At 68.7% G+C, this 25,270-nt stretch carries 18 protein-coding genes and 1 pseudogene; 5 read left to right on the forward strand and 14 right to left on the reverse strand.

Annotated elements, in window-relative coordinates; genetic code table 11:
* Positions 1 to 166: 166 nt before the first annotated feature.
* The 4 genes from AB0K52_RS20085 to AB0K52_RS20100 form a co-directional block, all read right to left on the reverse strand.
* Positions 167 to 1,201, reverse strand: a complete 1,035-nt coding sequence (locus AB0K52_RS20085) for a hypothetical protein (protein WP_363534398.1) — start codon at positions 1,199 to 1,201, stop codon at positions 167 to 169.
* A 371-nt stretch (positions 1,202 to 1,572) separates the two neighbouring features.
* Entirely contained in the window at positions 1,573 to 1,773 is a 201-nt protein-coding gene (locus AB0K52_RS20090) for a DUF397 domain-containing protein (RefSeq protein ID WP_363534401.1), read from the reverse strand.
* Positions 1,770 to 2,621, reverse strand: coding sequence for a Scr1 family TA system antitoxin-like transcriptional regulator (locus tag AB0K52_RS20095; RefSeq protein ID WP_363534404.1), 852 nt, complete (start codon positions 2,619 to 2,621; stop codon positions 1,770 to 1,772). Before AB0K52_RS20095 ends, AB0K52_RS20090 begins: the two co-directional genes overlap by 4 nt.
* A 127-nt stretch (positions 2,622 to 2,748) precedes the next feature.
* Entirely contained in the window at positions 2,749 to 3,300 is a 552-nt protein-coding gene (locus AB0K52_RS20100) for a hypothetical protein (RefSeq protein WP_363534407.1), read from the reverse strand.
* A 230-nt stretch (positions 3,301 to 3,530) separates the two neighbouring features.
* Between AB0K52_RS20100 and AB0K52_RS20105 the strand changes: the two genes are divergently transcribed.
* The 4 genes and pseudogenes from AB0K52_RS20105 (at position 3,531) to AB0K52_RS20120 (ending at position 7,826) form a co-directional block, all read left to right on the forward strand.
* Positions 3,531 to 4,043, forward strand: a complete 513-nt coding sequence (locus tag AB0K52_RS20105) for a nuclease-related domain-containing protein (protein ID WP_363534705.1) — start codon at positions 3,531 to 3,533, stop codon at positions 4,041 to 4,043.
* Positions 4,004 to 4,867 (forward strand): annotated as a pseudogene (gene brxD, locus AB0K52_RS20110) (BREX system ATP-binding protein BrxD); the annotation flags it as partial. The gene AB0K52_RS20105 and the pseudogene brxD, both read left to right, overlap by 40 nt.
* Positions 4,868 to 6,952: a DEAD/DEAH box helicase gene (locus AB0K52_RS20115; RefSeq protein ID WP_363534410.1), complete on the forward strand. Its 2,085-nt coding sequence runs from the start codon at positions 4,868 to 4,870 to the stop codon at positions 6,950 to 6,952.
* Positions 6,953 to 7,199: 247 nt separating this feature from the next.
* Positions 7,200 to 7,826, forward strand: coding sequence for a hypothetical protein (locus AB0K52_RS20120; RefSeq protein ID WP_363534413.1), 627 nt, complete (start codon positions 7,200 to 7,202; stop codon positions 7,824 to 7,826).
* A 121-nt stretch (positions 7,827 to 7,947) separates the two neighbouring features.
* On the opposite strand, the gene AB0K52_RS20125 is transcribed toward AB0K52_RS20120, so the two are convergent.
* The 7 genes from AB0K52_RS20125 to AB0K52_RS20155 all read right to left on the reverse strand — a co-directional run bounded on the left by AB0K52_RS20125 (position 7,948) and on the right by AB0K52_RS20155 (position 21,297).
* A complete protein-coding gene (locus tag AB0K52_RS20125; RefSeq protein WP_363534416.1) occupies positions 7,948 to 9,141 on the reverse strand; it encodes a TIGR02679 family protein in 1,194 nt (397 codons plus the stop codon).
* Positions 9,138 to 13,112 (reverse strand): TIGR02680 family protein, encoded by a 3,975-nt coding sequence (locus AB0K52_RS20130; RefSeq protein WP_363534419.1) that lies wholly within the window; start codon positions 13,110 to 13,112, stop codon positions 9,138 to 9,140. Before AB0K52_RS20130 ends, AB0K52_RS20125 begins: the two co-directional genes overlap by 4 nt.
* Positions 13,109 to 14,305, reverse strand: coding sequence for a TIGR02678 family protein (locus tag AB0K52_RS20135; RefSeq protein WP_363534421.1), 1,197 nt, complete (start codon positions 14,303 to 14,305; stop codon positions 13,109 to 13,111). The genes AB0K52_RS20130 and AB0K52_RS20135 overlap by 4 nt, the downstream gene beginning before the upstream one ends.
* A complete protein-coding gene (locus AB0K52_RS20140) occupies positions 14,298 to 15,800 on the reverse strand; it encodes a TIGR02677 family protein (protein ID WP_363534424.1) in 1,503 nt (500 codons plus the stop codon). Before AB0K52_RS20140 ends, AB0K52_RS20135 begins: the two co-directional genes overlap by 8 nt.
* A gap of 128 nt (positions 15,801 to 15,928) precedes the next feature.
* A complete protein-coding gene (locus AB0K52_RS20145; protein ID WP_363534427.1) occupies positions 15,929 to 17,032 on the reverse strand; it encodes a hypothetical protein in 1,104 nt (367 codons plus the stop codon).
* Between the two features lie 372 nt (positions 17,033 to 17,404).
* The gene (locus AB0K52_RS20150; protein ID WP_363534430.1) at positions 17,405 to 18,592 is read right to left on the reverse strand and encodes an SWIM zinc finger family protein; all 1,188 of its coding nucleotides are present in this window, start codon (positions 18,590 to 18,592) and stop codon (positions 17,405 to 17,407) included.
* Positions 18,589 to 21,297 (reverse strand): DEAD/DEAH box helicase, encoded by a 2,709-nt coding sequence (locus AB0K52_RS20155; RefSeq protein ID WP_363534433.1) that lies wholly within the window; start codon positions 21,295 to 21,297, stop codon positions 18,589 to 18,591. Before AB0K52_RS20155 ends, AB0K52_RS20150 begins: the two co-directional genes overlap by 4 nt.
* 277 nt (positions 21,298 to 21,574) lie before the next feature.
* On the opposite strand from AB0K52_RS20155, the gene AB0K52_RS20160 reads away from it, so the two are divergent.
* Positions 21,575 to 22,513 carry a DUF6528 family protein gene (locus AB0K52_RS20160; RefSeq protein ID WP_363534436.1) on the forward strand — a complete coding sequence of 313 codons (939 nt, stop codon included), beginning with the start codon at positions 21,575 to 21,577 and terminating at the stop codon, positions 22,511 to 22,513.
* 51 nt (positions 22,514 to 22,564) lie between these two features.
* On the opposite strand, the gene AB0K52_RS20165 is transcribed toward AB0K52_RS20160, so the two are convergent.
* Genes AB0K52_RS20165 through AB0K52_RS20175 form a run of 3 tightly spaced genes read right to left on the reverse strand, consistent with a single transcriptional unit; the run spans position 22,565 to position 25,264 of the window.
* Positions 22,565 to 23,380 carry an MOSC domain-containing protein gene (locus AB0K52_RS20165; protein WP_363534440.1) on the reverse strand — a complete coding sequence of 272 codons (816 nt, stop codon included), beginning with the start codon at positions 23,378 to 23,380 and terminating at the stop codon, positions 22,565 to 22,567.
* Positions 23,381 to 23,390: 10 nt separating this feature from the next.
* A complete protein-coding gene (locus AB0K52_RS20170; protein ID WP_363534443.1) occupies positions 23,391 to 24,431 on the reverse strand; it encodes a hypothetical protein in 1,041 nt (346 codons plus the stop codon).
* Between the two features lie 23 nt (positions 24,432 to 24,454).
* Entirely contained in the window at positions 24,455 to 25,264 is an 810-nt protein-coding gene (locus AB0K52_RS20175; RefSeq protein ID WP_363534446.1) for a hypothetical protein, read from the reverse strand.
* Positions 25,265 to 25,270: the final 6 nt, after the last annotated feature.

Here is a 25,270-nt window from a genome sequence, read left to right on the forward strand (position 1 = left end):
TGTATGTTCTCAATCCAATGGCATTCCAGAGCGCGTTGACCTGCCGGTTCGCATCCGTTCTCACGCCGTGGCAGGCGCACGCCGTCTCGCGATAGCGGCAGTTCCTCAAATGCAAGCGCGACGGTTCGGCTCGCCGCCGCCAGCAGATATCAGGCCATCTATGCCACTAAATGCTGCTCGATTGTGTTGCCTGGCCGTCACGAGCTCCCGGAGCGTCGTACGAGATTCGTTGCTGCGGCAGCGCGGCCAGCGTGCAGCGCAACAGCGGCAGCGCGTCCGACAGCGGTTGGTGGCGAATCTGGGCGACTTCGATCATGTCCGCCAAGGAGCGGTACCGGTCGCCGAGCTCCTCGAGACTCTCCAAAACGACCCGCTTCGGATTGCTGATCCCAACGGCGACGTACACGTTCTTGCCGCGTATCGACGTTCGATAATCGTCCATGACCGGTCCGGATTCGACAGGGTGTGCCCACGAATTGATATCCGGATGGCGGAGCAGACCGTCCTTCCAGGGCAGCAGCATCGACGCCGCGAATGCTTCAGATTCCGGGTCCGGTCCGGGCACGGACGCAGCCAGACGCCGGATCTGTTCGACCTCGTCGAGGAACCGTTGGATGTCGGCGTGGACGCGCTCGGGCGAGGCCACCGGGACGTTCCTACCGGATCCGACCACTGTCAACGGCAGCTCGAGGTGCTCGTCGTCGCCGTTGTAGACCAGGCTCATTCTGAGCAGATAGATCGCTTCGTAGGCGTACGTGTCGATGGTGAGCTCGACCTGGAACCGATCAGCCTCTCCGGCGGCAATGGACTGGGCGACGGGCAGGTCGATGCTGTGGCCGATGGCTTTGTGCGGCGGCGGCAACCGTGTTTCGTACGACTGGGATGAGCGGAGGGGTGCACTGAAGACAGGCAATAGCGATGACGATGTAACTGGTGGTGTCCAGTCTGGCAAGAACATCGCCTGTTCCACGCAGATCCGGACCTGTTTGACCACTGCCGGCTGTCCACCCAGGTTGCGCACCATCACATCGACGGTGACCGGCCCGATCGCATACGGTGACGTGTCTTGGCTCTGAGATACGATCGTGAGCGCCACCAGCTCCAAGTTGGATCGGACCGGGACCCGGGCGCGGAGTGCCGCCCATGCCGCGATCACGGCAGCGACAAGGGTGGTGATGATCCCGACCAACGCGAGTGCCATGACGCCATGTTAGGGACCGCCTCCCAGGCTCGAGAAGTGTCGCCAGGAGGACCACGTGGCGAAGAGACAACCTGACAGGTGATTTCTCGCGCATGGCAACCCAAACCGTTGTCGGCAAGCCGATCTCGATGACGCCTGGGTGGCCTCGTCTGCATCGGGCCGCACCCAACGGGCGGCGGCCGTGTCGAACTGGCCTCTGAGCCGGTGTTCGCGCATGTGCTCGCTCGTACAACGGCTCAGGTTCGATGTGCCTGCTGTGCTTGGAAATGAACGAGCGGCAAGCCGGAGCCCGCCGCTGCGTTCGGTATTCGGAATGAATCGGCTGACGACCCTCGAGCCTCCACGCCGGGACGCCGCCACACGGCCTGCAGTCAGCCGTGGTCCTTCACCCACGCCAGCAGGCCGTTATAGCTTGCGGGCGTGAGGGTGAGGATGGGTCGGTCGTCGGCGAGCTTGCTGTCCGAGACTTGGGGGGCGCCGTCGTTGAGGCGCACCTCGACGCAGTTATTGTCCTGGTTACCGCCGCTGCGACTCGATTTGCGCCAAGACCCTGTGTTGCTCGTGTTGCTCACTGTAGGAAGTCCTCCAATGCGATCGACTTGCCCGATGCCACCTTGGCGGCACCGCTGAAGAACCTACCTCGCGCCGAATCGAAAGGGACGAAGCCGGATCCTCGAGGCGACTCGACGTTGATCACGGTTTCTTCTCCGTCATCGTATTCAAGCAGGTTGAGGGACCAGCTCTTGAGGTCGTAGCGCCCCGCGCTGAACGGTATAACTCGCACATCCGCGAACGGAAGCATCGCCACCTGGCGAAGATCCGCCAGGATCTCGCCCTTCTCCTCCCCAAGATCCAGCGCCAAGGTGGCCTCACCGATGAGGAACTGGGCCGGACGCGCAGAGCTGATCCACCGCTCTCGACGAGCCATCCGAAACTCCAGGCCCTCGGCCCAGTCAAACTCACCCTCGAAGACAACCTCAGTCGTGTCCCGGATCATCCGGTAATAGGCCGGACTCTGAATCAGGGAGGGCAGCGCCGAGAACGAGTGAAACAGCATGTAACTCGCACTGTCCTCGCATTGCTGATAGTACCAGCCTCGGTCTTCAAGGACCGTCGCGTAGTGACTGGACCAGTCGTGCGCCTTCGACGCCTCAGCAAGGCGCGCAATGTGATCGGCCTGTTGATGTGGCGTCTGGTAGAAGCGCAACAGCTTGAGCACCGTGCCGAGATTGACACTGCGGTACCGCCCGGATTCCAAGCGCCCCAAGGTTTTCGTCGAGCAGATGTCCCTGGGGATCTCAGTCTTCTGGTACCCCTTCGGAAGGTATTGGCGAGGTCGGGTTCGCTCGGTGACGAGCTGTCGCGCGAGTTCCATGAGCGGAGGCGGCCCTGGAGGCAGATCTTCATCGAGGTCCGTCATGCTCACGGATTGTAGTCATCTTGCGCACTTCGATACAAGATCGACTCACTTGCGCTGCGCGTAACTCTTTGTGTCGGATATCCGACCGTCATGCGAATCGATTGCGCCGCAGAGCAACCAGGCTCGGCTACGGCAGGCCGCCTCGCTTCTTCAGAAGCCTTCGAAACTTCGGCACGTTGGCTTCATCGGCCGCGCGCATCAGACCCCGGATGCTGCCCGCACCGTAATCCAGAGCCGCGAGGATGTCAGTTTTCGGGATGTGATAGGGCACGGGGTTGTCCAGGGCATAGACGAGCTCCCAGTCGGGCATGCCCCAGATTTCCTCGGAGAGCCTGGAACTACGCCATGTCCCCCTGATCCGAGTCCCCACCACGAGCGTCGGCCCCAGGAGCTGGAAGAGCTGGTCTCCAGGGGTCATGAGCTTGAAGGCACTGAGGTTGTCGCCCTCTTCCCCCAGTTCCGCGCCCCACGCGAAGAGCAGTCCGTCCGGACTCTCGTTTCGGAGCCCCTCCCAGGTCTGCAGGCCGAGCCGCCGGATCCAGATCGGCGGGGGAACCGGATTCTTGATGGATTTGTCGAGGTTCCGGTCGTAGTCGCTTCCGATCTGCCCCGTCTGGAAGAACACCTGTCGCCCAGGCTTTCGGCTGTCCCAGAGTTTCGGCTTTTTCGGTTTCGCCATGATTCACTCCAGCACGATCAAGCAGACGAAGGCAAGAGGTGGCAACCATCGGTCAGCCCATCGCGTGAACAGATCACGCGCTTTCCTCGCCCTGACACGATCGCCGCAGGTCGCCGGGCGCAAAAGCGTCATATATATGCCCCTACCCCAGGCCTGGGCCGTCACACACGGTCATCGAGTCCGTGGCAAGGTAGTACGGCGGGGTAGTGGAGCAGGAGGATGTGAATGTGGTGAAGCAGATCTGGGAGGGCGAGCGCTCCAAGTTCCCATGGGAGCAGGAGGGCCTCGACCACATCAAGAACGCTCTCGATGCGCTTCCGATCCCCTATTACGCCCGCCAGCGATTCAGCTTCACCGGTCCCAACGGCGCCGTCCGCGAATGCGACCTGCTCATCGCAGTCCCTGCAGGCTTCTTCCTCCTTGAACTGAAAGCCCACCGCGGCAAGGCCCGCAACTCCGGCCAGACCTGGTCCTTCGACGGTGACGGCACCATCAGCAACCCGCTCCACCTGACCGACCAGAAGTCCAAGGAGCTGAAGGGCCAACTCAAGCGGGTCCTCGGCCGGGACAAGGACGACATCCCGTTCCTCGATGCCGCGGTGTTCCTCTCCGCCCCCTACCTTGTCTGCGAGTTCGACCAGATCCAGCGCGCGAAGGTCTACGGCCGGGAAGGGCTGAAAACTCAGACGAGCCTCGACGAGAACTCGCGGAAGCCGTTGACGCCCTGGCCGAAAAGCGCCTAGCGGACGTCGCCCGCTCGACACCCGCGTTCTCGGCGGCGCTGTGCGCCTATCGGACCGCGCGGATCGACGGGAACGACGCCCTCGCCGAGGGGCTCCTAGCCTGGGTCGGCGGGCAACCCAACGTGGCGGCGGGAGTGAAACGGGCCGCCGGAGTCAAGGGCGACCTCGACCATTTCTTGGCGCTCGGGTTCCTCCAAGGGCTGCTCACCGTCCTCCGCGACTCCGGTCTTCCCGGTCTGCTGGTCGTGTTCGATGAGATCGAGACGCTGCAACGAATGCGCAGCGACGTACGGGAGAAGAGCCTGAACGCGTTGCGGCAGTTGATGGACGAGGTCGACCAGGGACGATTCCCCGGGCTGTACCTCCTCATCACCGGGACGCCGGCCTTCTACGACGGCACGCAAGGAGTGCAGCGGGCGCCCGCACTCGCTCAGCGGCTGGCGGTGAACTTCGCGGATCCGCGGTTCGACAATCCGAAGGCGGTCCAGATCCGCCTGCACGGCTTCGATCTCGAGCGGTTGGAGCTGCTCGGTCGGGCAGTCCGGGACCTTTATGCCATCGACGCCTCACCTCGTGTCCGCACGGTCGTGGACGTCCAGTACATCGGTGAGCTCGCTCGCGCGGTGACCGGTGGACTCGGCGGCAAGGTGGGCATCGCGCCGCGGCTGTTCCTCCGCAAACTCGTCGAGGACGTACTCGACCGTGTGGATCAGTTCGAGGACTTCGAGCCCAGGAAGGACTACCGGCTCACCCTTCAGGGCCACGAGCTGAACGAGATGGAGCGCAACTCCGTCTCTGCCGGAGATGTGGACCTGCAGCTATGAATGTGGAACGGCTCCACCCCGGCCTGCTGCACACTCGGGTGGCCGGGACTGCGGCCGCTGCAGGAGGAGGCGATCGGGCCGATCCTCGACGGTGAGGACGCGATCCTGCTGGCGCCCACCGCAGGAGGCAAGACCGAAGCGTCGTCCTTCCCTTTGATCAGTGCAATGGTGAGCGAAGACTGGAAGGGTCTCAGCGTCATCTATCTCTGCCCGATCAAAGCGCTGTTGAACAACCTCTTGCCGCGACTGGAGGCGTATGCGGGGTGGATGGGCCGCACGGTCGGGCTGTGGCACGGCGACATCGGCGCTGGTGCGAAGAGCCGAATCCGCTCCGAGCCGCCGGACATTCTCTTGACCACCCCCGAGAGTCTGGAAGGGCTCCTGATCTCGGTCAAGACGGATACCGACTTCTTCGTTGACTTGCGGGCCGTCGTCGTTGACGAGGTCCATGCGTTCGCGGCAGACGATCGCGGCTGGCATCTGCGGGCGGTACTCAAGCGTCTCTCTCGGCTCGCAGGGAGGCCGCTACAGCGCATCGGCGCTTCGGCCACCATCGGCAATCCTGAAGTCCTGCTCACCTGGCTGCAAGGTTCCAGCGCGGGTAAACGCCCCGGCCGAGTCATCGCCCCAGGAATCGCGCTGCCCGGAGCCGCAGTACCTTCCGTCCCACCCGGCGGGGATGTCGAACTCGACTATGTCGGATCGATTGCGAACGCCGCCAAGGTCATCGCGGCGCTTCATAAAGGCGAGAAGCGGCTGGTGTTCTGCGACTCGCGAAAGCTCGTCGAGCAGCTCGCGGGGTGGCTGCGTGAACGCGGTGTCACGACGTTTCTCTCGCACTCGTCGCTGTCCGTCGACGAGCGGAGACGTGCCGAACAGGCATTCGCAGAAGCCCGCGACTGCGTCATCGTCGCCACGTCGACTCTGGAACTCGGCATCGACGTAGGTGACCTCGACCGGGTCATTCAGATCAACGCTCCCTCCACCGTCGCGTCATTCCTGCAGCGACTCGGTCGGACCGGGCGACGATCTGGAGCTCGCCGCAATTGCCTATTCCTGGCCATTGATCGTCGCGGTCTGCTGGACGCTGCAGGCCTTCTGCGGCTGTGGGGGAGCCATTGGGTGGAGCCGGTGCAGGCCCCACCGATGCCGAACCACATCGTGGCCCAGCAGATTCTGGCATTGTGCTTGCAGGAGAAGCGGATCGGCGACCATCGCTGGGGTGGTGCCTGGAACGGGCTCGAACCTTTCACTGCCGAGGCGCAGCCGATCCTCGACCACCTCGTCACCGAAGGCTTCCTCGAATCCGACGGAGGCATGCTGTTCATCGGCCCGAGTGCCGAAAAGCGTTTCGGGACCAGGCACTTCGCAGATCTCACTGCGGTCTTCTGCGCGCCGCCGGAGTTCACGGTGATGCACGGCCGCGAGGAGATCGGCAAGATCGACCCCTCAGTCCTGATCTCAGATGAGGGCCACGGGCCTCGTCTCATCCTGCTCGCGGGCCGCACCTGGCTACCGGGGCACATCGACTGGCGGCGGCGGCTCTGCTATGTCGAACCGGTCGAAGGCGAAGGCAATGCGAAGTGGAGTTCCATCGGCCTCGCCACCGGGAAGTCCTTCGAGCTGAACCAGGCGATCCGTGAAGTCCTCCTCGGCGAGGACCCGCCGGTAAGCCTTACGAAGCGTGCGGTCGACGCGCTCGCCGACGCCCGCGAACGGCACGAGACGCACGTTGACCGGAACCGGCTCGTCATCCGCAGGGAGGGGGCGGAACTCCGGTGGTGGACTTGGGCGGGGTACCGCGCGAACCTGACGTTGCAGGCGTCTCTCGGCCGCTTCGCGCACACCGACGGCGTCTCCGACTTCTGTTTCAGGCTCTCAGGTGAGATCCCGACCAGTGAGTTGTCGAGGGCGTTGGCCTCGGTGAACCTCGCAAATCCAATTCCGGATCCGGCGGCTGTACGCGGTCTTAAATTCAGTGACGCGCTCCCAGAGGCACTTGCAACGCAGACACTTTCGGCTCGACTCGCAAACCCGGTGGCTGCTCAGGCAACACTCGATCGGCCCCGAGCCTTCGTGGCGTAGGCAATCTCGGAGGTTCGACTCGCTCTCTCCAGCAGTCGTTCTCACGTGCGCCAGGTGACCTGCAAGCGCCTGTCCTCGGCCACGGAATCCACCTCTGGCACGCCGCAGGCACGACTCCGCAGTACCTGCGCCGGATGACCGGTTCGCCCGCCCGTCGACGAGCGTGCTTGCGGCGCAACACAAAATACCCGTACGATATTACGTGGTGGGGTTATGTCGGAACGTTCCGTGATGACAGGAGCAATCCATGGCCACTGCCCAGATCCACTCCGACGAAGCCGTTCACTCCCGTCTCGATTCGCTCGGACTCGAGTGGCCGGTCCTCGAAGACGCCTTCAAATACGGACTCGACGAGGCCAGCGGGTGCAACGATCACGACGCCGGCTTCTGCAAGGGCGTCCTGCTCTATTCGCGGATTGGTCGCAAACTGCAGGAAACCCTGAAGGCATCGGGATGGCGAGGCGGTCGACCCCACAACCAGCAATGCGTGTGGAACGAGGAGCTGGGCGTGCGCGTCCTGCACGTCACCGGGAACCTGTCCACCGGCGATCCCGACCCGATCGCGCGGTCCGCGCCGGAAAGGCCCGGAGGTGCAGCCCGGCACAGGCTGATCGAGCAGAATAGCGAGGAGTCGCTCCACGACCACTATCCCGATTCGGCCGGATGGAAGCGGCCGAAAACCTGGTTCCTGTTGTACCGCATGGACGCTCGGAAACTCAAGTCGGAACTCTCCTACCCCTTGATCGGGAGCACCGCTACCGGGGACATCGCGCTGGTGGAGCGGCTGATCCTGCCGGAGGTTCCGCTCCCTCCGGGGATGGGCAAGGGCGACGACCTCTGGGTGTTCGACGAGTCCGGCGAAGAGGACCGCTGAAGGGCGCATCCAACCGGAACCGTATCCAACACTTCGAGAATCAGTGCCTCCCTCGCGTTAAGGACAGGTGCCGAGATCGGTGGTCAAGTCAGCGGCGACGATGGTCGAGCGAAGCCCTGCTTCACTGGCGAAGGTCCTCGAGCAGTGTCTCGATCACGGCTTCCTCGTAGACTGCGAACCTTTCGCGGCGCATCGTTTCCTGCAACGCCACATCCCAAGGGGTCGGAGGTACCAAGGCTGCATCGATCACCGGACCAGGCACAAGGGCTTCCAGGTAATCCGCGGTCCCCATGTGCCAGGGGCGGGCGCCCAGATTGCCGACTACGTCGGCGGCGATGCTGATGCCCGCCGGGTCGAAGTCCCCGTGGTAGCGGAGCTGCGCGCCGGATTCGGTGAGGGATCGCAACAGGATGCGGGCGGCGATGTGCAGTCTGCCCGAGACGCAGATGAGAGGCGGGACCGTGTCGCCGAAGCGGTCCAGGGCAGCCTGCATGATCGACGGATTCTCGACCACCGAGACCACAGTTCCACCAGGTGCAAAGCAGTCTGGGGCCTTTCGCATCTGCGCGAGTGTGACCGGTACTGCCTGCCCTTCCGAACGGGCGGCTCGGAGGATGCAGGCCAGGAGCGAGTCTCCCTCTGGGGCGAGGCCGGCGACGAGGACTGTCGAGGAGAGCTCGTCGCAGATGATTCCGGCCGATTCCCAGGTGCGGCGGCGCTGTTCAGCATCGGTCGGTACCGGGGCGCCGGTTTCGGAGGCAATGGCGCGGAGAACGAGACTGGGGAGGCGGCCGAGGTCGAGGGCGTGCGGATCCCCGAGCGTGCGCTGCGCGAGGACCGGCAATGGGAGCCGTTCGGCGGGAAGGGATTGGAGTACCGAAATGGCGCGGCTGATGAGCTCGCGCTTTTCGCTGTAGACGCCGATAGGCGGTTCGGCCCGGAGTCGGGCAGCCCAACCGCGGAGCGCGGGTCGGTCGGTCAGGAGCGGGTGCGACTCAAGCCAGGACCAGAGCGCGTCGCGTTCAGCGGTGTATTTTTCCCGTTGCTGCGCAGCGTTGTCGATCGGTCCGACGAGTTCGGCGAGCGCGGCTTCGAGGGTGTGCGGCAGGATCGCCTCGCGGACCGCCGCCAGCTTGATGCTGCACTCGGCGGCCGGAAGGCGGTCTGCACCGAGGAGTTCGGCCAGGGCGTGGCGCTCGTCTTCGTTCAAGCCGCGCAGGCGGATCGCAGTGACTGCGGCGCCGGTGGAGAGCCTGCGGTGAGCCTCCTTCCAGAGCGCGGCCAGATGCGGCGAGCGGAGGTACGGCGGTATCACGCGTGCGCCTCCTCAGGGTCCTCGGCGTAGCGGGCCGTGCCGTCCCAGACGTACCGGACCGTGGTGACGAGGTCGTCGCCCGGCCGGGAGGCGATCACCTGGTGGATGGCGATGCCGTCCAGTTCGGCGTAGTCGCCCCATTCGTGCTCGCTGGTGAGGACCGCGTCCAGGTCGAGCGCGGAGACGAGTTCGAAGACCTGGCCGCGGTTGGCACGGTCGACGCCGACGAGGACCTCGTCGAGGAGGAGCAGGCGCGGGGAGGTCGGGGACGTCTCGTAGTGGGAGGCGAGCGCGGCGAACAGCGGCAGATGGAGCGAGACGGCCTTCTCCCCGCCGGATAGGTTGGAGTGGAGGCGGCGGGTGAGGCGGCTCCACCCCGCGCCCTTGTCGAACTGGACGTGGAACTCGTGCCAGGCGGTGTAGTCGAAGACGTCCTTGAGCTGCTCGGACCAGGGCCTGGGGTCGTCGGACTCGCGGAGGGCGTTCACACGGTCGGACAAGAACGCGCGCAGGAGGGCCCGCTCCTCGGCGTCGAGCTTGTCCGGGGCCTTCAGGAGCAGTTCGCGGGCGGCCTTGGCGTGGACGTCGAGTTCGTCGCGGACGGCCCAGCGCAGGCGGACCCGCATGCCCGAGGAGGTCCGGACACGCTCCAGGCGGGTGTTCATGCCCTCGACGAGTTCCCGGGCCTCGCGGATGCGGCGGGCGAGCGAGGCGCGGATCTGGCCGGTGAGGATCTCGCCGAACAGCTCCTGTTCGGCATCGGTGAGCTCGGTGCGGGCCCGGTCGTGCTCGAACGCGAGCCGGTCGGCGAGCGCGCGGGGACCGAGGCGCTCGCCCGCGATGACCGCGATCAGCAGCTCGGATTCGCCCTCCCCTTCAAAGGCGAGTTCGGCGTAGTCGGCGAGGACGGACTTGTGTTGGTGGTACTTGTCGCGCAGGCGGTTTCGGGCCGCTGCGGCGGCCTGATCGCCCCCGTGCGTGGTCTCGAGCACCTGGGCGAGGCGGCGGGCGGCCTCCAAAGTGGCCTTGACGTTTTCGCGCCGCTCGTTGGGGAATTCGATGCGGGCGTCGGACAGGACCTGGCCGACCAGGAGCGCCCGGAGCGCGTCGAACTCGCGGTCGCGGGCGACGGCGGCGGCCTCGTGGTCGCGTTGCGCGCTCATGCGTCCGCTCTTCAGCTCCGACTCGCGGCGCGCGAGGTCGCGAAGTTCGATCTCGGCGTCCTTGCGCTGCTTCCCCAGAGACCGAAGCCGCTCGTCGCAGGCGTCGAGTTCGGCCTGGAGCCGCTGCAGATCGGCCCCGACGGTCCGGTCCAGTGCGGCGACCGCAGCGCGCTGCGCGGCGGCTTCACCCTCTGTCTCGGCCTCTTCCCCCGCGGCATCGAACGCGGCCTCCCGGGCTTCTCCCGAGCGCTCCTCGAGCTCCCCGAGGGTCACGTCGGCGCGGTGCTGATCGAACCTGTCGCGCGACCACGCGGCGGCGGCCGTGTCGAACTCGTCGAGCTTGCGGGAGCGCCGGTCCAGATCCACGATCGTGCGAGGCAGCCGGTGGCGGTCGGCGAGGCGGTCGAGCTCCAATCGGTCGGCCCGGACGCGAGCCTCGGCCTCATGGAGCGCGAGCTCGGCGGCGGCGATCTCGTCGGCGACGAGGCCGAGCGTCTGCTCCGCGGCGGCGAGCGACCGCTGGGCGGTGTCGATGGACCCCCGCCCGGGGAAGGCGTCGCGCTCCTCGCGCAACCGAGCGAGGCGCGACGCGACCCCGTCCCGTCGACGGGTGGTTTCGGCAAGGGCCCGTTCACATTCGGCAAGGCGCTCGCGGGCCCCGGCGATGCGGCGTTCGCGGAGCCTCCGCCGGGAGGCCGCACCGATGAACTCCGCCGAGGCCTTGGACCACCGCCCGGCCAGCCCGGACAGGCGCCAGGACCCGTCCGAGGCGACCGCCGCGGCACCGGTCGCGCACTCGCGGGAATAATCGATCCGGTCCAGAAGGTCTGAGACCACCCGATGCGGCACGGGCGCATCGGGTTCGGGCCGCAGCACGGTTGAAAGGGGCGTTTGGGCGGGCGCGGCCCCGGGACCGAGGAACGTGTCCCGGGTTGCGGTTTCGAAGGAGCCGTCGGGCAGTACCCAGGCGTCGAGCATCCCCGAGGACTCAAGCGCCGCTTCGAGTCCCGCGTCCGGTTCGCCCTTGAAGTCGACCAGCCGCCACAGCGGCGCGCCGGGCCTGCCGGCGCGGTCGGCCGCGCGGGTGCGGGCAGGCACCGGTTCGACCTGCTCAATGCGTTCCAGTCCCGCAAGGACTTCGGCGGCATCCCCCTGGGCGGCTTCGAGAGCCTCCACGGCGGCGTCGAGACGGGCCCGCTCGCCGAAGAGCAGTTCGGCACGGGACCGATAGGCCCCGTCCAGGACCGGGTTCGCCGCGGCGGGCTCCTCGGGGTCGGCAAGGAGGGCTTCGCGGTCGGCGTCGGTGATTCCGAGTTCGGTCGCGGACCCGGCCCAGTCCTCGACCGCGTCGGTCCAGTCCTCCACGGCTCGCCGCAGCACGCCCTTGGATTCGAGCACCACCGCCCCTTGCGCCCGGTGCCGCTCGCGCAAACGCTCACGGCGCCGCTCGGCCTCCTCGCGCTTGCCCTCGGCCGACGCGAGCGCGACCGCGGCATCGCGGACCTCGGTGAGGGCCTCGCGCTGATCGCGGACGGCCGATCGCAGGGTGCGGAGCTCCTCACCCGGATCGGCCGCCGCCGCGGCATGCAACGCACCGGTCAAGCCGACCGCCTCCGCGGCGGCGAGCGCGGTCGCACGGGACTCGCGGGCGGTCGCGGCCCGGTCGCGGGCGTTCACGGCGGCCCGATCGGCCTCGCCAGCCAGCCGCGCGGCGGACTCCTTCGCCTTGGCGGCGCGTTTGACGGCCCCGGCATGGGCCTTCTCGAGCTGCCGCAGCTTCTCGTTCTCGGTCTTGAGCTGGCGCCCGGTGTCGAACAGCGGATTGCGGGCGAGCTGGTCGCGTTCGGCCGTCGCCGAACTGATGCCGCGCTCGGCTTCGGCCTCGAGCCGTTCGGCGCCCTCCACCGCCTCAGCGCAATCCTCGATGCCGCGCTGGAGTTCGGCGGCCTTCGACCCGGCGCGGTCGCGGACGGCCTCGGCGGCGGTCGCCCGGTCGGCTGCCGTGCGCAGCAGCACCCTGGCGTACCGGCGCTGGTAGCCGTCGAGATCCGTGGCTGCCTCCCGCTGGGCGGCAAGCCCTTCGAGGTGGGCGCGGCGGCGGTCGAGGCGTTCGAAGCCGTCGGCGATGCCTTCGAGCTCCGTCTCGTCCATCGGCGGCAGCGCGTTCGAGAGCATGTCCGAGAGCGTCTTCGGGTCCAGCAGCTCGGAGAGCTTCGGGGTGCGCAGTTGCAGCATGGCCCGGATCAGCGCCTCGTAGCGCTGCGGGCTCAACCCCGGATAGAGGTGACGGCGGATCCGGTCCCGGTACTCGGCGCGTTCGAGGATGCCGCCGCGGCCTTCCAGGGCCGCGGCCAGTTCGCGCGGCGTCAGCGGCTGGTTCGCGCCGTTGACGAGTGCGAAGTCCACGCCGACGCGGGCGGTCGTCGTGAAGTACCGGGGCTTCACCTCCGTGCTGTGCTTGGACGCCTGGAGGCGGACTCCGCAGGTGAAGGTGTCGTCGGTGCCTTCGCGGGCGAACTCCAGCCACAGGTAGCCGACGCGGGTGGCGCCGGTCGCGCCCTCCCCCATCAGGTTCCAGTGCATCGTCCGGTGCGAGCCGGTCCCGAACGTCGAAAGGCGGTGCGCCCGCATGTCGGCGTCGATCAGGAACGGCAGCAGCAGTTCCAGTGCCTTGGACTTGCCGGAGCCGTTCGGACCGCGCAGCAGCAGGCGTCCGTTGTGGAAGGCGAACGTCTCCTCGTAGTAGCGCCAGAGATTGAGGATGCCAGCCCTGGCGGGAATCCAGCGGCCGGTGCGGGGTGCGTTCACGGTCGGTCCTTTCCAACAGGTTCGACGACCCGGTAGCGGCGCGCGGCGGGACGCAGTTCGACCACCGCACCGTCGCGGCGGGCCAGGCCGAAGTCGCAGAGGACGAGCACGGCCTCGGCGGCCATGCGGGCGGCGCCGCCGACCGCGCGGTAGTCCTTGGCCCATTTGGCGTGCAGTTCCAGCAGCCGGTGGACCTCGCCTTCGAGTTCCATGTCGGTGGCGGTGCCCCGCTCTTGGAGGAAGTCGAGGAGGAGCAGCGCCGCCTGCTTGGCGTTCCCGCCCGCATCGGGGAACGCCGTGTCGGTGGCGATCCGGTCCGGGTCGATCCACATGACCCCTTCTGCGCGCCACTCGCACACCATCCCGGCACGGGCGGCGGCCTGTACGATCTGGCGGCCCCCGGTCAGCGTGCGCGCGTATTCGAGCTCGTCGGGATCCATCTCGTCGAAGTGGACGACGGCGGTGTCCGCGAGGCGCCGCATGATCCGCTGGCGCAGCATCACGCTGAACCGGCCGCGTCCGGTCTCGCCGACGGCCTCGCGGTCGACTTGGTGCCTCGGGTCGGCCGTGAGCTCGGCGATGTCGCGCCGCTCCGCGCGCGAGGGCGGCTGAGGCGACGACAGGAGGCTCATGAGCACGGCCGGGCGGGCCCGCAGGAGGACCGCATGGTGCTGATCGGCACCCCAGGACTCGGCAGAGCCGTCGACCACGTCGACCGACCCGAGCCGCTGCAGGTACAGCACCGCGTCGACCAGTTCGGAGCGGTGCGGTCCGTGGCCCAGGCGGAACTCGGGAAGTTCGGGGTCTTCGGCGCAACGGTCGGCGACCGCTTCGGCGAGCTCGGTGAGCAGCACGACGGGACTGCCGAGAAGTTCGGCCGCCGCCAGGCACAGCACCGCGTATCGGCGCCGGTCGAACGGGTCGCCGACGCCGCGCGGGCGCCGCAGCGGATGCCGGTAGTCCGCCTCGACGAGTTTGTACAGCCGGATCGAGCCGGATCGGGCGTCGACGTCGAGGTTCCACCCGCAGAAATAGGAGCACCACTGCTCGACCTGGGCGCGGTGCCGGAGCACGAGTTCGAACGCCTGCGGGTCGGCCGTGTACGTGATGAGGGGCGCGGCCAGCATCGTCCGGATCGCCCGGCCCACACCCCGGGCCTCCTCGGCGGCCACGAGGTTCTTCACATCAGCCACGGCCGCCTCCCGACGGGAACATCCGGACCTCGCAGTCGGGGCCGGTGAGCGTCCCGCGGTCGCATCGGAGCGTGCACGTCCCGTCGACCGGGCGCAGCTCGATCAGCGTCGCGCCGTCCGCGGATGCGGCACAGCGCAGCCCGCCGGGGCCGGGGGTCGCCTGCCACGCGGCGGCCAGGAGTTCGAGCAGCCTGTCGAACCGTTCGGGCGGCAGCGCCGCGAAGCGGGAGAGCCGCACCGTCCCGTCCGTATGCAGGAGGGTCCACGCGGAGGCGAGCTGCGCAGCCTGCTCGCGCGCCGCCGCGCGCGCGGCCGCCCGCCGCTCGGCCGTGTCGGGAACCTTCCCGGTGCGGCCCACCGACACCTCGCGGCCTGAGGTGCGCAGCAGCGGCGACACCTCCACGGGCGCCTCGAACCAAGACCTGTTGGGCCCCACCGTCTCCGGGTCCTCCAGGCCCAGGTGAGCGTGCCGGGCCGACCCCAGGCCGAACGCGGCGTGCGCAAGACGGTGGGCCTCGGACTCGGAGTCGAGGCCGTTGAACCAGCGCGCCAGCGCGACGAAGTCACCCGCTGCGGACGCCGAGCGGCGCCGTTCCCGGTCGATCCGCTCCAGAGCCCGCAGCAGCGAGCGGATCGCCTCGCGCGCGAGCAGATCGAGCCGCTCCACGCGGGCCTCGGGCCCGGCGAACCAGGACCGCAGCCCGGTCCAGCGCAGGCGACGCTGCTCCAGCCACTGCTCGCGGCGGTCCTCGCCCGTGCCGGGCGGGAGGTTCGCGCCGATGAGGGCGCGCTTGTGGAGCACTTCGACACCGCCTTCGACGCGGTCGACGGCGGCGGCGATCCTGCGGGCCCGCTGCGGCAGGTCGGCGCAGAACTCCTCGAGGTAGGCGATGGTCGAGAGCTTGACCTCGGTGAAGACCGCGACGTCCACCTGGGCCGGGCCGATGAGCCGCTGCAGGCTGCCGTTGAAGCTGGCGACGTTGTCCGCCAAGGATTTGAGGTGGCGCTCGAGTTCCTCGACGGTGGTGTGCACGGCCGAGTCGGCGGTGGAGGACGTCTCGGCCAGGCGGTGCAGCTCGTCGAGCTTGTCCGCGATGGCGTCGAGGACCGAGGTCTGGAGTGCGCCCACCGCGTGCAGCGCCTCCCATGCGGCCTCGATGCCGGCCAGGGCCGCTTCACCCTGCCGGGTGAGAGAGTAGGTGAGGTGGTTCCGCTCGTAGTCGGCGGCGCTGGTGTACGGACCCGTCCGGTCCTGGATCGACTCGATCAGGCCCCAGGTCTTCTCGAACTGCTCCAGCCTCGCCGTCAGGTCCGCGTCGGCGACGGGGTCCAGCCAGCCGGCCTCCGGGAGCCGGCCGCGGATCGCTTCCCGGTTCAGCCCGGATTCCAGAGCCGCCGCGGCGCGGCCGAACACCTGGAGGAGGGCGAGGTGAAGTTCGACATGCGGTTCGAAGACGGCGAGCGCGAAGAGGGTTCGCGGGAGGCGAAGACGCAAGGAGCACTCCGGTCGGGTGGTGGTCGTCCGATCATCGACGGTAGCGCAGACGAACGGCATTGTGGGACCCCTCAGCCGGGGCTCGCAGGGCGGCCGGGGTCTGCGGAGGGGTCGACCGGCGAGTCCGCTCAGGGGAGTTCCCAGCCGAGTTGCGGAAAGGCCATCGCCACGGCCGCGTAGACCGAGGCCAGTGGGACGAGGACGGCATAGGGGGCCGCGAAGGGCTGGAGGCGTCCGAACCAGCGGGTGACGAAGCGGGCGCCTTGGCTGAAGTCGGGGGCGTCGAGAGATCCCCCGCCGGAGTTGACGACCCCGGCAGCGAAGACGAGGATCGCGACGCCGAACCACCAGGGCCGCCCGTCGAGGCCGAGGAGGCCGAGGGCCAGGAGCGGGACGAATTCGAGGATGCCGGCCTCGAACTTGGGGTGCTTGCCGCGGATCGCGGCGGGAAAGGTCACCGCCATGATCGCGCCCAGGCTCGCGAAGACGGTGCCGAACGGGCCGAAGCCGGTATGCCAGGACGCGAGCGCGGTCGCGGTGATGGCCGCGGCGGACAACGCGAAAGGCAAGGGGCCCTTAGCGTAGTAGTCGTCCTCGATCCGGCCGGCGACGGCGGTGAGGACGAACATCGCCGCAGCGGCGATCAGGAGCCCGAGATAGGGGTCGGCGATCGTCCCAATCCAGAAGCCGAAACCGGCGGCGACGCTGTAAGTGACGAGCGCGTCGAGGCCCGCGCCCTTCTGGCGCGGCTCCGCGCCGTCCCAAGTGAGGTTCCAGCCTTGCGCGACCATGGCGACGAGCAGCGCCCACGCGCCGGTCACGACCGGCAGCAGCACTCCGGCATGGACCGCCGCGAAGCCTTCCAGTGGTACGGGCGCGAGGATCGACTCCGGGGCGGCCAGGGCTCCGGCGACCGCGAGGGCGCACGCGAGCGGGAGGCGGATGTTCCGGACGGCCTCGAGCGGGTGCCGGGCCGCGTCGAGCCAGTTCCAGGAGGCGGGCGCACGCCGCTCGGACGACCCGCCCGCGGCGCCTGAGACGATCGTCGCGATGATCGAGGCCATGCCCGCCAGGACCGCTCCGGTCGCGGCGATGGCGAGCGCGGCGGGCCCGGTGAGGAGGTTGACCACGGATCCGGCGAACGTGGCGCACATCGTGAGGGTCCCGACCGTGACGGCGGCGACGAGGACTGGGCGGCGGCCTCGGGGCTCGGTGGGTTCGGACTCGTCCATCACCGCTCCAAAGGGGCTTGTCGGTGGGGTGCGGGAGCGCAGCGGCGCAACGGATACCGGCGCCGAAGTGGGTATGCCAGGGTACCGGCCACCGGTGGCGGGGTGCGTCTCGTCAGGTCCACTCGAGACCGGTCTCGGCGCGGACCGCCTTTAAAGCAGTCGGGGATCGTGCAAACGGGTTCGCGGGGTGCGGCAGCGGTGACCGTCGGATTCGAACGGGGCGGCCGGTGTCGTCGGATTCGTCGAATACTGCATGTTGCGTCACGGCTGCACCGTAGGTCTGGTCGCCATGAATCCGTCACCGATTCGTCATCGGAGTGGTGGTCGAGACGGGTGGGGCGAAGGGCGTGTGACGTTCGGCGGTACCGGGATTCAGCCGGGAGCGGGAGGGCCCACTGCGGCGGCTTCGAGGGGATCGGCGGCGGGCGGGCCGTCGGGGAGCCATCTTCCGGCTTCCTTGGTGTACGGGTACCAGCGGCCGTCTCGGCCGAGACGGAGCTGAAGACCTTCGGCGGCGATGGTCCAGCGGTTCTGGCGGCGGGAGACGGTGCCGAAGCGGGCCTTGAGGATCGCGTCGGCGGCCTTGCGGGTCTCGGGGTCGGGCTGGAACTGGTCGGTGAGGGTTTGGATGCCTGTTTCGCCGCCGAAGATCCAGGCGAGGGCGCGGTCTTCGAGTTCGGGCGGCGTGCATCCGGCGATCTCGGCGAGTCGCGGAATCGCTTCTCGGGTGCCGCTGGCGATGCGGGCCGCGTCCAGTGCCAGATCGTCGGGCCGGGGCTGGAGCGGCAGGTCGATCGCGAGGAGCGCGGTGGTCGCGGCGATCGCGGCCTGGAGGTCGAGCGCGTCGGCGTTCAGGTCGGCGGTGAAGCGGCCCGGGTCGTACGGGTGCTCGTGGAAGCACTGGAGGACGGGTTCGGCTGGTGTCCCAGGGGGTTCGGGAAGCGGGCCGCATTCGCGGGCGAAGGCCTCGGCGGCGGTCGGGCCGTGCTCGTAGGCGCGCTTGGCCCACAGGGTGCGGCCCGATTCCGGGTCGTCCGGCGCGCTCTGGGCGTCAGGGGCGTCGATACCTCTGAGGCGCAGGAGAACCGCGCCGGAGCGGTCGACCTCCTGGACGAGGATCGAAAGAACGGCGATGATGTGCTTGCAGGTCCATTGGGGATCGGGGCAGTCGCAGTCGGCTTCGACCTCGTCGGGTTCGGGCACGATCGGGCTGCCGTTCTCGGCGGCGCAGTCGATGAGGTCCCGGCTGAAGCGCCCCGCCTCGACGTCTGGGCCGAACCCCATCGGGCCCAATACGAGATCCCATGCGGCCCTGTCGGCTCGGTCGAACTCGCGAACGCGGATCCGCACGGCGTAGCGGCCGGAGCTCGAACCGGCGACGAACGCCTGGGCGGTGCCGGGTTCGATCTCGATGTCATCGACCCTGCCGGGATTGCGCGCCATGTCGAGGCCGCGCTGGATGCGGCCGGAGTCGGCATCGCGCACGAGCGGGTCGAGCGCGGCGGCGAAGTCGTTCGCGAGCGCGGTCTGGCCGGGGTCGGCGAGGACGCGGAGTCTCATCGTTCCTCCAGGCGCACGAGTTCGAGGAGCTGGTCGTCGCTCAGTTCGGTGAGGGCCGCCTCGCCGGTGCCGACGACCGCTTCGGCGAGGCCGCGCTTCTGTTCGAGGAGTTCGGCGATGCGTTCCTCAAGGGTCCCTTCGCAGATGAGGCGGTGGACCTGGACGGGGCGGGTCTGGCCGATGCGGTAGGCGCGGTCGGTGGCCTGGTCTTCGGCGGCGGGGTTCCACCAGCGGTCGTAGTGGATGACGTGGGTGGCCCGGGTGAGGTTGAGGCCGACTCCGGCGGCTTTGAGCGAGAGGAGGAGGACGGGGGTCTGGCCGTTCTGGAACGCGTTCACCATCGTTTCGCGCTTCTTGACAGGGGTCTTGCCGTTGAGGAACTCGGCCTTGACGCGGCGTTTCGCGAGATGCGCGAGGAGGAGATCACCCATGGCCGTGTACTGGGTGAAGACCAGGGTGTGCTCGCCTTCGGCGAGGATCGTGTCGAGCAGTTCGTCGACGAGTTCGAGCTTCCCGGATTTGCCTTTGGCGGGGTCGGTACCGCCGGAGTAGTGGGCGGGGTGGTTGCAGACCTGCTTGAGGCGGGTGAGCAGGGCGAGGACGAGGCCGCGGCGTTCGATCCCGGCGGCGGCCCGGATCTCGGCCATGGTGTCGTCGACGACGCGCTTGTAGAGGGCCACTTGGTCTTTGCTGAGCTGAACGTACTGGTCGGTGAGGGTCTTGGCGGGCAGTTCGGGGGCGATTCCGGGGTCGGTCTTGAGGCGGCGCAGCATGAACGGGCGCACGAGTTCACCGAGGCGGGCGGCGGCCAGCGGGTCGCCCTTCTCGGCGGCGCGGCCGTATGCGGCGCGGAATCCCTCGCGGCTGCCGAGAAGGCCCGGTGTGGTCCAGTCGAGAATGGACCACAGGTCGGTGAGGTTGTTCTCCACCGGTGTGCCGGTGAGTGCGACGCGAGCCCCGGATTTGATGCCGCGCAGCGCTTTCGCGGTCGCCGAGGCGGGGTTCTTGGCGTGCTGGGCCTCGTCGGCGCACACCAGGCTCCACGGGACGGCGGCGAGCGCTTCGGCGTCGAGCCGCATGGTCGCGTAGGTGGTGAGGACGACTTCGGCGGGGCCGAGGTCGGCGAGCGAGCGTTCGCGGCCGTGGAAGCGGCGCACCGTGAGGCCGGGGGCGAAGCGGGCGGCTTCGGCGGCCCAGTTCGCCATGAGGGACGCGGGGCAGACGACGAGCGCGGGTCCGGCGGTGGCCGGGTCGCTCTGGCGGTGCAGGTGGTGGGCGATGAGCGTGATGGTCTTGCCCAGGCCCATGTCGTCGGCGAGGCAGGCGCCGAGGCCGAGTCCGGCCAGGCCGGTGAGCCAGTTCAGGCCGCGCAGCTGGTAGTCGCGCAGGTCGCCTCGCAGGGATTCCGGTTGGGGGACGGCGGTGGCGTCCGCGCCGGTCCGGAGGCGTTCGCGCAGGGCGTTCAGGGGACCGGCCGAGGCCACGGGGACCTGTTCGCCGCCGATGTCGACGGTGCCGGTGAGGGCGGCTCGGAGCGCTTCGAGCGGCGCGGGGGCGTCGAGGCGGCGGGCGAGCTTGGCGCGCATGGCCTCGTCGACGAGGACCCACCGGTCGCCGACTCGGACGAGCGGGCTGTGCGAGTCGGCGATGCGGTCGAGTTCGGCGGCGGTGAGCTCGCGGCCGGCGAGGGCCGCCTGCCACCGGAAGACCAGGAGCCGGTCGAGGGAGAACAGGCTGCCTTCGGTGGCGGGGCCGTCGATGGCGAGCGACAGGCTGGGGCCCGGTTCGACCCTGGCGTCGACGCGGACCTCGATGCCGAGTTCGCGCAGGTCCTCGATGCCTTCGTCCAGGAACAGGTAGGCGAGGTCGTGGTGGTCGAGGCGGGTGGTGAGACCGTCTTCGCCGCGGTCCAGGCGCTGGAGCCGGCGCCAGCCGGAGTCCTGTGCGAGGCGTGAGAAGGTCAGGCGCAGTTCGACTTCGCCGGTACCGGCCTCGGCGGGGGTGAGGAGGCCGGCGGGGTCGGCGCGGTCGAACAGGAGGGCGCGCATGCGGACGTCGTGTTCGCGCGGTTCGATGGCGAGGGCGGGCCCGTGTCCGCGGTCGCGGCCGTTCGCGAGGCGGGCGGCGGCGCGGGCGAACTCGGGGGCGGGGACCGGGTGCTCGGCGGTGAAGGCGTGTTCGCCGAGGAGTGCGGTGGCGGCGGGGCTGCGCGCCCACGAGTCGGCTACGGCGTCGAGGAAGGCGCGCAGGAGCCGGTGCGGGTCGGGCAGGCGGCCGTTCACGGCGGCGGCGTATGCGGCCGGGGGCATGGCGTCGGCGAGGCGATGGAGCCATTCGGCGTCCTCGCCGTCGATGCCGGCGATTCGCCAGGCGCCGGTGCCGTCGGCGTCCAGGCCTGGTGCGATGCAGCCGGATGCGATGAGTTCGAGGGCCTTGCGGGCGGCGAGGGACCAAGCGCGGGTCGCATCGGTGCGGGCGGGTGCGGTCAGCAGGTATTCGCAGGCGCGGTCGGGTCGGCAGAGCACGGCCGGCGTCTCACGGACGGCTCCGGTCGCGTCGGTGACGATGGGAATGGCCCCGGTGTCGCCGGGGGCGTCGGGCAGCGGGCCGCCGTCGAGCCGGTAGAGCGCGAGGAGTCCGTGGCGGGGCGGGTCCGACGGCGCGAACGCCGCTTGGATCTGCGTCCGGTCTTCGACGTCTCTCACCTCGGTCACCTTCGGTCGGCTGCTTCCGCAGAATAGGCCGGGGGACATCCCGGCTCCGAGCCTGCTCGCCGATTCGTGATCGGCCGGGTGTTCACGGATCCTCTCGCGGTCGTCGTCAAGGGCTGTGGAGTCGGCATCGTGGCCGGGTTCGAGCAGACTGAACGGATCAGTACCCGATGCGTTGCTAGCCGCGATTGGTTCCTATGTCGCACACTGTTGGGTGGTCCGCGGCCCGGATCGGGTTCGGATGGCTTCCTACCCCCACGAGGAGCAGCAGATGAGACGACGGAACCTATTGCGAGCGGTGGCGATCGGGGCGCCCTTGGCGGTGGCCGGGACGGTCGGGGTCGGCGTTGCGGCGGCGGATACGGCGAACTTCAAGGTGATGGTGACCGAGCAGGTCCAGAACAAGGTCATGGTGTTCGACAAGAACGCGGCGTTCAGCGACGCCAACCGGTACAAGAGCTGGAGCCCCGGTACGGGCGGGTGGTCGAACCTGTCGGACTGCCGGATCCGGGACACCGCGCAGTTCGGGGCGATCGGGCTGGCGGCGGCGTCGGGCGGGAAGGTCGGGATCTGGAACATCACCGATGAGAAGGACCAGGAGCTGAACGACGTGCTGTGGAGTGCCACGCCTGGTGGCAATCCGCATGCGTTGGAGCGGATTCCGAATGTCGGGGCGTTCGTCGCGGCGTCCTCGGACGGGTTCTTGACGGTCTATGGGCCGACGGCCGTGTCGGATCCTTCTACGCTCGCCAAGGTGCAGACCGTTTCGCTTCCGGGCGCGCACGGGGTCGTGTGGGACCCGAACAACAGCCTGCTGTGGGCGTGCGGCAACAAGGTCGTGCAGGCGTACACGGTGTCGGGCACGTACCGGAACGTGCGCCTGAAGGCGTCGAGCAAGAAGGTCGCGCTGTCGGGGCTCGGGCACGATCTGCAGCCGGACTTCTCGAACAAGTCGAAGCTGCTGGTGTCGGACTCGTACGGCGTCTACTCGATCGACAAGGGGACGCTCGCGAAGACCACCCTGCACACGACGACGCGCATCAAGGCGTACGTCAAGATGAGCACCGGCGAGCACTTCTACGTGCGCGGCGACAACGCCGGCTCGCGCGACTGGGGTTCGCCGACTGTCGTGTTCTCGCAGTCGGCCGACCGGACTCGGAGTGGCGCGGAGTTCTACAAGGCGCGGTATTACACGACTGCTTACAACTAGTGCTTCATAGTGAACGGCTCGTCTGCCGCAGTCTGGTGGACGGGTCGTTCGCTATTCGGTGACTGTCACTTCGTCGTCTTTGGCGACTGTGCCTACGGCTCGGATTTCGGCGTAGAAGCCGAAGCAGGTAGCTCGGCCGAAGGCGGGGACGTCGATGCGGTGGTGGGTGGCGAGGGTCTTGAGGAGGGCGCGGTCGGCGGGGGCGTCGCCGTGGGCGAGGGACGGGATGACGCAGCGCGGGGTCGGGATGGCGACTTCGAGGATGACGTCGGGGCCGATCGAGAGGCGTTGGCCTGGTTCGGGGTCGGCGGGGAGGTCGAGGATGAGGTTGGGGCGGAAGCGGGCGGGGTCGACCTCGCTGCCGTGCTCGGCGCTGAGGCGTTCGAGGGCGCCGGTGGTGACGAGGTGGACGGCGCCGTAGTCGAAGAATCGGCCGCCCTCGGCGTCGTGGCGGGCGTCGACGACGTCGTCCCCGCCGGGCTCCTTGTCGGCGGCCCAGTCGGGGATCATGCCGGGCTCGTCCGGCCACCAGTGGTGCCGTTTGAGCTGACTCGGTGGTCGGCGGGTGAGGCTTACCCGGCGGCCCAGCCAGGTCGAGACCGCATCGTCGGCTTCCGCGGTGCCGGCCTTGGCGGGGGTACTGCCTGGAGTCGTGATGGTGACGTCGCCTGCTTCATAGGCGGCGCCCACGGCGAGGAGCCTTTCCCACAGGCGCGGCTGCTTGGCGCTGCCGATCGTGCCGTCGGCGTCTAGGCAGGTCCAGGTGCGGTCGCCGTCGAGGCCGTGCTTGCCGATGAAGGCCTCGTCGACGTGTTCGGCGGCGGCCGATTTGAGCGGGTGGCGGCGGATGCCCAGGACGCGGTTCACGCCTGCGATCCTATGCCGTCCCGTTCACACCCCCATCGGGGATGAAGTAGAGGACCGGCGATTCGGCGATCGTCGCGGGGAGCTCGGCGGTCCAGGTGCTCTCGCCCCCGTAGTCGATGAACTCGAGCGCGGGGCCCTCGCGGGAGACGTAGCCGTCGTCGTGGAGGGTCGTGCAGCCGTCTTCGGCGGGTCCGACGGCTTCGCCCGTGGCGAGGTCGACGACACTCGTGCCGGACTCGGCGCGGATCGTGAAGCCGCCCTTGGCGGCTCCTTCGACCTCGTACCCGTCGACGACGCAGGCGTAGCGGCCGGCCGGGTCGACGTTGACGAGGCCGATGGTGGCCGGTTCGGCGCCTTCGAGGTCCGCGACCGGGATCGTCTCCAGCACTTGCCCGTTCGCGTCGACGCGGTAGAGCTCGTCGAGTTCGAGGTCGTGGTAGAGCGCCTGCGCGGAGCCGTCTTCGGCGGTGTACCAGCGCATCCGGCATCCCGGCGTCTTGAGGTCCACAGTGGTTGGCAGCTTGCCGGCTTCCGGCGAGTACCACTCGGTCTCGCCCCAGGATTCGACCGGGAACGGGATGTCGTCGGTGTCCTGGTCGCTGCTCTCGCCCCACACGGATGCCCGGTGGGCGAGGACCGCGGAGCCGTCGGGGAGCCAGGCCGGGTCGAGGCAGGCGTGGTCGACGGGGTACTCGACGGCGGTGGTGATCTCGCCGGTCGCCAAGTCGCCGAACCGAAGCGACGCGTCAGGGCTCGCCCCGTCGACCCAGGCGGCACGGCTGCCGGTCGGATCGACGCTGAGGGACGAGCGCAGCACAGTGCCCACGTCGCCCTCGCCGTCCCAGACCCCGCTGAGGTCGAGCACGGCCTCAGGGTCGGCCTCGGCGGCCGGCTCCCAGCGGTAGAGCCGGTGGTCGTCACCGAGGGCGTAGAACACGCCCTCAGCACCGCCGTCGCTGGAGACGGTGTCGATGTCGCAGGCGGCGGCCGTGCCCGCCAGCGCGAGCACGGTGACGACGGCCAGGTGCTTCCTGCTGCGGTGCGGATCCAAGGCGGGCTCCTTCTCGTGGGAGGTCAGTCGCTTGCGGCGGCCCGGGCCATGGCCGCGTCGGCCCGGAACGCGCCCGCGTCGAGGTCGGCGATGCCGTGGCGGCCGATGAGGTTGAGCCAGACGCGGAAGTTGTCGCCTGAGGCGCAGGGGTCGATGTCGCCGGTGCCGAGCCGCTCGCGGAGGACTTGGTAGGCGCGCCTGGTCTTGGGACCGAAGTCGCCGTCGACCGCGAGGTCCTTGACGCCTGCGAGATCCCTTGCGGCCCATTGGATGATGCTGGTGTCGGATTGGTATTCCCAGTTGGCGGCGACGGCCAGGCGGCCGCGGTCGGCGTGGATGTGGTTCCAGTGGGAGCCGTCCGGGTCGTGGTTGCAGTGGAGGACGGTTCCGAAGTGCTTGCGGCAGGTGGCGATCACGGCCAGGTAGCGGCGGCGGAAGGTGAGTCGCTTCGACTTGCCGTGGACGGCGGTGTCGACGAAATGCCCTGAGCCCCAGTCGAATCGGGTGAAGTCGATGGCGGCGCCGTAGCGGTGGTAGCCGGGCTTGCAGACCTTCGCGCCGGCGAGGCCGGTCCACTGGTAGGACCAGGGGATCTCGGTGCGGGCGTAGTCGACGCCGAGGTTGTGGAGGTCCCGGATGACCAGGCCCGCTTTGGTGTGCGCCTCCTCGTGCATGGTGAACGAGGTGACGTTCGGGTGGACGCCGAAGCCGTCGGCGTCGTAGTCGGTGCGGTAGCGGGTCTTGAGTTCGCGCTGGTGGATCCAGTCGCGGGTGATGTCGGGCAGGTCGCAGTTCGAGCGCGCGAACGCTTTGCTGCTGCTGGGAAAGGGCATCGGTCC

The organism is Glycomyces sp. NPDC049804 (assembly GCF_040674615.1).
GTDB lineage: Bacteria > Actinomycetota > Actinomycetes > Mycobacteriales > Micromonosporaceae > Glycomyces > Glycomyces niveus.

Bases quoted from the DNA above. Each gene is read 5' to 3' on its own strand.
- AB0K52_RS20085 (WP_363534398.1), bottom strand. From the start codon at position 1,201: ATGGCACTCGCGTTGGTCGGGATCATCACCACCCTTGTCGCTGCCGTG.
- AB0K52_RS20095 (WP_363534404.1), bottom strand. From the start codon at position 2,621: ATGACGGACCTCGATGAAGATCTGCCTCCAGGGCCGCCTCCGCTCATG.
- AB0K52_RS20100 (WP_363534407.1), bottom strand. From the start codon at position 3,300: ATGGCGAAACCGAAAAAGCCGAAACTCTGGGACAGCCGAAAGCCTGGG.
- AB0K52_RS20115 (WP_363534410.1), top strand. From the start codon at position 4,868: ATGTGGAACGGCTCCACCCCGGCCTGCTGCACACTCGGGTGGCCGGGA.
- AB0K52_RS20120 (WP_363534413.1), top strand. From the start codon at position 7,200: ATGGCCACTGCCCAGATCCACTCCGACGAAGCCGTTCACTCCCGTCTC.
- AB0K52_RS20145 (WP_363534427.1), bottom strand. From the start codon at position 17,032: ATGGACGAGTCCGAACCCACCGAGCCCCGAGGCCGCCGCCCAGTCCTC.
- AB0K52_RS20150 (WP_363534430.1), bottom strand. From the start codon at position 18,592: ATGAGACTCCGCGTCCTCGCCGACCCCGGCCAGACCGCGCTCGCGAAC.
- AB0K52_RS20160 (WP_363534436.1), top strand. From the start codon at position 21,575: ATGAGACGACGGAACCTATTGCGAGCGGTGGCGATCGGGGCGCCCTTG.
- AB0K52_RS20175 (WP_363534446.1), bottom strand. From the start codon at position 25,264: ATGCCCTTTCCCAGCAGCAGCAAAGCGTTCGCGCGCTCGAACTGCGAC.